Origin of the sequence: Micromonospora sp. L32 (genome assembly GCF_052068055.1) — a bacterium.
GTDB classification, from domain to species: Bacteria; Actinomycetota; Actinomycetes; order Mycobacteriales; family Micromonosporaceae; genus Micromonospora; species Micromonospora purpureochromogenes.
In genome coordinates, this window is record NZ_JBQHDD010000010.1 from 1 (window position 1) to 6861 (window position 6861).

Annotated in this window: 6 protein-coding genes; 2 read left to right on the plus strand and 4 right to left on the minus strand. The window is 72.2% G+C overall.

All coding sequences use genetic code 11. The annotated features are described in order from the left end of the window. Positions 1–734: 734 nt before the first annotated feature. On the minus strand, positions 735–2033 hold the full coding sequence (locus ACTMTB_RS24500; protein WP_441148576.1) for a DUF1479 domain-containing protein: 1299 nt from the start codon (positions 2031–2033) through the stop codon (positions 735–737). 91 nt (positions 2034–2124) lie between these two features. On the opposite strand from ACTMTB_RS24500, the gene ACTMTB_RS24505 reads away from it, so the two are divergent. Both ACTMTB_RS24505 and ACTMTB_RS24510 read left to right on the plus strand, forming a co-directional pair. Next, positions 2125–3255, plus strand: coding sequence for an ROK family transcriptional regulator (locus tag ACTMTB_RS24505; RefSeq protein ID WP_441148577.1), 1131 nt, complete (start codon positions 2125–2127; stop codon positions 3253–3255). A 269-nt stretch (positions 3256–3524) separates the two neighbouring features. Further along, positions 3525–4964 carry a DivIVA domain-containing protein gene (locus tag ACTMTB_RS24510; RefSeq protein WP_441148578.1) on the plus strand — a complete coding sequence of 480 codons (1440 nt, stop codon included), beginning with the start codon at positions 3525–3527 and terminating at the stop codon, positions 4962–4964. A gap of 27 nt (positions 4965–4991) precedes the next feature. Here ACTMTB_RS24510 and ACTMTB_RS24515 read toward each other — a convergent pair whose 3' ends face one another. The 3 genes from ACTMTB_RS24515 to ACTMTB_RS24525 are packed head-to-tail and all read right to left on the minus strand — an operon-like array spanning position 4992 to position 6606. Beyond that, positions 4992–5963: an NAD(P)-dependent alcohol dehydrogenase gene (locus ACTMTB_RS24515; protein WP_441148579.1), complete on the minus strand. Its 972-nt coding sequence runs from the start codon at positions 5961–5963 to the stop codon at positions 4992–4994. After that, a complete protein-coding gene (locus tag ACTMTB_RS24520; protein ID WP_441148580.1) occupies positions 5960–6184 on the minus strand; it encodes a helix-turn-helix transcriptional regulator in 225 nt (74 codons plus the stop codon). Before ACTMTB_RS24520 ends, ACTMTB_RS24515 begins: the two co-directional genes overlap by 4 nt. After that, complete coding sequence (locus tag ACTMTB_RS24525; RefSeq protein ID WP_441148581.1) at positions 6178–6606, minus strand: hypothetical protein; 429 nt, start codon at positions 6604–6606, stop codon at positions 6178–6180. The genes ACTMTB_RS24520 and ACTMTB_RS24525 overlap by 7 nt, the downstream gene beginning before the upstream one ends. Between the last annotated feature and the right edge of the window lie 255 nt (positions 6607–6861).

Below are 6861 nucleotides of genomic sequence, written 5' to 3' on the forward strand. Positions count from 1 at the left end.
CCAGTCCGGGGTATAAATCATAATTGGCACTGGCTTTTCAAGCACCCTGTTGAGTTCTCAAAGAACAACCACACACCGCCCGGAAACCCCCCGAAGAGGACCCCCGACCCGGGGCATATTCACTCTGTCGCGACCAGCGCTTTCCGCGCCGGGCACTTTTACTACGCTACCCGCCGATATCCGCCGTGTCAAACCGCTCTGTCGCGATCCACACCACTTCCACCACAATTACGGGCACCACAAGTCGACCGACTCACGCCGCTCGTCTCCGTGGAATTCAGCAGGCCGGCCGCTGCGGTCTCCCGCACGCTCGCCCGGTTCCCTACCGGCGATGAACCATACCCGGTCGGCTCCGCCCCACCAAATCGACCCTCAGGCCGATCCGGGGCACCGCCCGGTCCAAGCTCACATGGGACTCAACCCATCCGACCCCGGAGTCATTCCCACACCCCCACCGGCTTTCACAACCCGGGGGAGCCGGTCCAGGACCGTACCGGATGACAACCCGGCCGACCCCCGAACCATTCCCACGCTCCGGCCTCCCAGGCATTTCGCCTGTTTCGTCCGTTCCGCGCTGGCAGAGAGAAAGTTACGCGGACCGCGAGTTGATCGTCAAATTGGCGGCATGCGTCCCCCGTCACATCGGCGCCGTCAGCCGGTGCCGTTGCTCCTCCCGATCCCGGGCGGCCGGTCCTGGCAGAAACCAGGCCCTGCCCTTGCGACCTGGCAACGGCTCAGTCGAGGCCGAGGCCCCGTCGGCCGGTGCTGTTGAGGCTCTCGGCCGGAAAGCGGTCGGGCCAGCTGCGCTCGTAGTGCTCCTCGGGAAAGTCGGCGGGGCTGGACCCGGTGTGGAAGGCCTCCCGGACGCTGGCCGCGTAGCGCTCGTTGCGCGGGCACCAGGGCGCGGCGGGGATGTACATGACGTTGCCCCAGCCCTGCTGGTTCTGCACCGGCGCCACGCTGTGGATCATGTCGCAGTGCCACCAGACGGAGTCGCCGGCCCGGACGTCGGGGATGCCGACGAGGGCCCGCATCAACAGCGGGTGCCAGGTCTGGTTGGCGGGGAAGACCTGGTTGACCGTCACCCCGCACATGTCGTCCTCGGGCACGTCGGCCAGGAGCGGCCGGAGCACCAGGTACGCCATGGCCCCGGGGATCGGCACGGTGTGCAGCACCCCCTGGTCGTGGTCCATGTCGGACAGCGCGGTCCAGCCCTGGAAGGTGCGGAAGGCGGAGCACATGGTGGTGCCGGGGTACTGCGGCCCGGCGGTGCGGTGGGCGGCGTCCCAGGGGTCGTACTGCTCGACGGTGCCGTCGAAGAGGTGGCGGAAGGTCTGCTGGTACGCCTCGGTCATCCACAGGTCGAGGGTGCCGGGGTCGAGGTGGGTGCCGAGGCCCTGGGAGTCCGCGCCCGGCGGCCGGCGGCGGATCCGGTCGGGGTAGAGCGAGTCGCGGTCCGGGTCGAACCACCGCACGCCGTCGGACTCGTGCTTCCACTGGCTGTTGAGGAACGCCTGCACCCGGGCCATCCGGGCGCTCTGGCGGGCCTGCATCTGCGCCGGCGACCAGTAGATCGGGTAGATCTCGGGCTTGGAACCCACGCTGCCGAAGAAGTCGTCGCCGGGGCCGCGGTAGGCGTCGAAGAATCCGTTGCCCGCCACGTAGTCGACGATGTCGCGGTCCCAGCCGAGGGCCTGCTCCCGGTCGAAGTGTCCGCGCACGACGAGGCAGCCGCGCCGGCGCACCGCCCGCACGGTCTCGGTCGGCACCGTGCCCGCCTCGATGTCGGCGTACTCGATGACCGGCCAGACCGGCTCGCCGCGGTCGCGCGCCGCGACGATCTCGTCGACCTCCGCCTGGATCCGCTGCTCGACGACGGCGAACACCTCCTCGACCGTCCGGCCGGAGGCCTCGATGCGGGCGCGCAGCGCCGCCTTGATCTCCCGGATCGCGCCGGGCAGATCGGTCGGGGTCGACTCCCAGTGCGGCAGCGGCGGGAGCGGGGCGGTGGTGAGGGCGGGTTGGGCGGTCACGGCAGGACTCCTTCTAGTTAAGGCTCCTTCTTTGAAAAGACTGTAGGCGGCGGGACGCTTTCTAGGCAAGACTCCTGACTAGAATCATGGCGTGACCGCCGCCAAGCCCTCGCTGGAGCTGCTCCGTTCGCTGACCGACGAGCACGTGCTCCGCGAGTTGATGCAGGCCAGGCGCCTGACCCGGGCCGACCTGGCGGCCCGCAGCGGCCTGTCCAAGCCGACGGTGGGCGAGAGCGTGCGCCGGCTGACCGAGGCGGGGCTGGTCGTGGACACGGGAGAACGGACCCCCGGCGGACGCGGCCGGGGGCGCGTCGGCTCGTACTACGCGCTCGCCGACACGGTCGGCACCGCACTGGTGATCGGCATCGCGCCCGACGGGGTGGTGGCCGAGTGCGTCGACGCCTACGGAGACACCCTGACCCGGACGCACCACGAGATCAGCCGCCCGGCCCGGCCCGAGCAGGTCACGGCCGCACTGCGGACCGCCGCCACGCAGGCCCAGCGGAGCACGGGACGGGCCACCCGACTGGCGGTCGTCAGCGCCGCCGACCCGGTGCAGCGCACCACCGGCCGGCTGGTCCGGCTCCCCGACGCGCCGTTCCTGCTCGGCGAACTGGACCCGGTCGACGTGCTCGCGCCGCAGGTCCAGGGGCCGGTCGTCGTCGACAACGACGTCAACTGGGCGGCACAGGCCGAGCGCGACACCGAACCGGCCGACCTGACCGACTTCGCGTACCTCTTCCTCGGCGAGGGACTGGGCTGCGCGGTGGTCAGCGACGGCCAGGTACGCCGGGGGCACGCCGGCCTCGCCGGCGAGATCGCCCACCTGATCACCATCGGCCCGGACGGTCGGGCGACCCGGTTCATCGAGGTGTTCGGTGACCTGGGGCTGCGCCGGCCCGGCAGCACGGCGATCGACGTCGACCGGCTCCGCGAGCTGGCCGACGCGTCGTCGGCGACCCGGGAGGCGATCGGAGCGGCGGTGAGCGGGGTCCTCGCCGCCATCGTCGCGCTCACCGACCCGCAGGTGGTCGTCCTCGGCGGGCCGTGGGGTCCGGCGGTCCTCGACGCCGTCACCGCCGCCTTCGGCCGCCTGCCCCGGCACGTCGACCTCCGCGCGGCCCGACTGACCAGGGAACCGTCACTGACCGGCGCGCGCACCGACGCCCTCGCCCGACTCCGCTCGGCCATCGTCGCGGCCCCTCGGCGAACACCAGCCTGACCCGGCCGCCGAACCCGCACCCCACCCAAAGGACGAGTACCGTCGCCGACCGGACGACGGTCCGACCGAGGCGCAGCACTGCCGGTGCGGGAGCCACCCGCACCGGAGGCCGTGCCGCCAAGGGGCCAACGGCGGAACAGGGGCCCCTCACCGCGTCCCGATCACCGGGGCGGGCCTATTGTCCGGGGCCGGACGACGGTAGCGTTGCGCCACATCATGGCCCGTGGGCGTCCATCCGCGTGGCGTTCACACAGTACGGAGGGTGCGGCATGTCCAACGGCGAGGAGCCGTTCGCGCTGCGTGACGATGCGGCCGGACGGCCGCATTTCGAGACCGCCCTGCGCGGGTACGACAAGCGGCAGGTGGACCGGTACATCGAGCAGACCGACGGTCAGCTCGCGACGCTGTCGACCGAGCGGGACCAGGCGGCGAGCCAGGTGCACGGCCTCACCACGCACATCCAGCGCCTCCAGGCGGAGCTGACCGAGCTGCGGCAGCGCCCCGCCCAGGTCGACCGGGCGTCCTTCCGCGACCTGGGCCCGATGGTGGACCAGATCCTGGCGCTGGCCGAGAAGCAGGCCGGGGTGATCACCGAGACGGCGACGCAGCGGGCGACCAGCCTGCAGGCCGAGGCCGAGAAGGTGCTGACCGAGGCGCGGGAGCGGACCGTCCAGTCACTGCGGGACCTCGACGAGGAACTGTCCGCGCGCCAGGCCGAGCAGGACAGGGTGTACGAGGAGCGCCGGTCGGCGGCCGAGCGGGAGCTGGCCGAGATCCACGAGCGGGCCGAGAAGCTGCGGGCGGAGGGTGAGGCCGCGCACGAGCGCGCCCAGCAGGAGGCGAAGCGGATCAGCGAACAGACCGCCAAGCAGATCACCCAGACCCGGACGGCGGCGGAGGCGCTGACCAAGGCGGCCCGTACCCAGATCCAGCAGGAGATCCAGGCGGCGCGGGCACAGAGCCAGCAGGAGCTGGCCCAGTGGCAGGCCACCGCCGAGAAGGAGATCGCCGAGCGGCGGGCCGCCGCCGAGCAGGAGCTGGCCGAGCACCGGGCGGCGGCCGAGCAGGAGCTGACCAACCAGCACAGCGCCGCGGAACAGCAGATGCAGGCGCTGATCGCCGAGGCGCAGCAGTACGCCACCGAGGTGCGCCAGCGTGCCGACGAGCAGATGGCGGCGCAGCAGGAGCAGCTCACGGCGGTGCAGGAGGAGATCGCGGAGCGGCAGCAGGCGCTGACGCAGGTGAGCGAGGAGTTGGAGACCGCCCGGCAGCAGCTCGCCGAGATCCAACAGGAGGGCGACACCACCGAGCGGGACCTCGTGCAGACGCAGCGCCGGCTGGAGGAGACCCGCCGCAGCCTGGCCGCCGAGACCCGGCGGCTGGAGGAGGCGCGACAGGCGGCCGAGTCGGTCGAGCGGCACGCCAAGGACGTCCGGGCACGGGTGCAGCGGGAGGCGAAGCGGGTCGCGGACCTGGCGGCCGCCGCGGTGATGGCGGCGGCGGCCGGTGGCGGGGAGACCGCCGAGTACCCGATGCTGGCCGTCCGTCCCGGCAGGGAGCGGTCGGCGAACGGGACGCCGGAGGAGCCGGAGACCGAGCAGCCGGCCGTCGAACCGCCGGTGACGGTGCGGCCGGCGGCCGAGCGGCCGGCCCCCGAGCCGTACGTGCCGCCGGCGGCGCACCGGCCCGAGGTGGTCCCGAGCAGCTGAGCGGTGGCGCGCCGGCGGTCGCGTCGGTCAGGGCAGGACGACGTTCTTGCCCCGGGCGTGGCCGCCGCGCAGGTGCCGGATCGCGTCGGCCGCCTCGGCCAGCGGCCAGCTCCGGTCGAGGACGGGCCGGAGCCGGCCGGCGTCGACCAGCGCGGTGAGGGCGTCGAGGTTCTCGCTGCTCTCCTTGGCCACCAGGGGGATCAGCCGCTGGCCGACCAGCGGGGAGAGCAGCAGCGCGCGCAGCTGCCGGTCGAAGCCCTGCAGCAGCTTGCCGGTGGCGGCCTCGCCGCCGACGAGGACCAGCGTGCCGGTCGGGGTGAGGGCGCGGCGCAGGTGGGTCAGGGTGCGGTTGCCGGCGGTGTCGACGATGACGTCGTATCGCACGCCCCGGTCGGTGATGTCCTCTCGGGTGTGGTCGATGACGTCGGTCGCGCCGAGGGACGTCACGAGGTCGGATTTGCTGGGTCCGCAGACGCCGGTGACGTGGGCGCCGGCCGCCGTGGCGAGCTGCACGGCGTACGAGCCGACGCCGCCGCCGGCACCGATGACGAGCACCCGCTGGTCGGGGCGGACCGTCGCGGCGTCCCGGACGGCGGTGAGCGCCGTCTGGCCGGAGACCGGGATGGCGGCGGCCTCGGCGAAGGTGAGCGCGGCGGGCTTGCGGGCGAGCTTGTGCTGCGGCGCGAGGGCGTACTCGGCGTAGCTGCCGGCGCCGGTGCCGTAGACCTCGTCGCCGGGGGCGAAGCGGGTGACGTGGCGGCCGACGGCCTCGACGACGCCGGCGAGGTCCATGCCGGGGACGCGGTGGCGGGGGCGGCGCAGCCCGTAGCCGAGACGGACCGGGTACGGCAGGCCGGTCATCAGGTGCCAGACGCCGGGGTCGACGCCGGCGGCGTGGACCCGGACGAGCACGTCGTCGTCGCCGACCCGCGGCGGGTCGATGTCCCGCAGTTCCCACACGTCTGCGGAGCCGTAGCGGTCCTGGACGATGGCTTTCACAAGTCCTCCTGGGGGTACTGGAACACGTCGGTGACGGGGACGTCGAACACGGCGGCGATCTGGAAGGCCATCTCCAGCGACGGCGAGTAGCGGCCCTGCTCGATGGCGATGACGGTCTGCCGGGTCACGCCGACGCGGCGGGCCAGTTCGGCCTGGGTCAGGTCGCCGTGCGCGGCGCGCAGGGCGCGGATGGAGTTGGTGATCCGGGTCGGTCTCACCACGACTGGAAGCCCCGCCGGTAGGCGACGATCTTGGCGGTGGAGCCGACCACGGCGGAGAGCACGAAGCACAGGTAGATGACGTTGGCGATCCAGAAGTGGTCCCAGCGGACCAGTGCCATGCCGAGCGCGGCGACCCCGCCGACGACCACGAACGACTGGCCGATGTGCTCGCCGGTGCGGTGGATCTCCCGGTCGCGCTGGTCGGACTGGTTGGCGCCCTCGGGCGAGACGATCGAGATGACGATGTGCAGGAGGATCGACGCCACGATGGCGCCGCCGATGCTCCAGAGCAGGGCCCCGGCGTACGACACGTCGGGCAAGGGCACGCCGTCGGCGCGGCCGAGGACGATGGCCGCGTACGTGGCGTAGGCGACGACCGCGACCACGGCCATCATCCAGGCGCGTTTTTCCTCGAAGGCCACGGACCCTCCCGGGGGTGTAAAGAATTTTTGACACCCGAACGGTATGCCCTGCCGGGCAGGCGTGTCAAGAATTCTTTACACGGCGGGAACCGGGCCCACACGCAGACAAGGCGGGCCCGTGAGGACCCGCCTTGCCTTTGTTGAGCGACTACCAGAGGACTTGAACCCCTAGACCACATCCGCAATCCGCAACCGTGCTAAGTGGCAGTCACCGAAAGCGTAGGACGGCGCGGAAGCCCACGCAGTCACCCATGT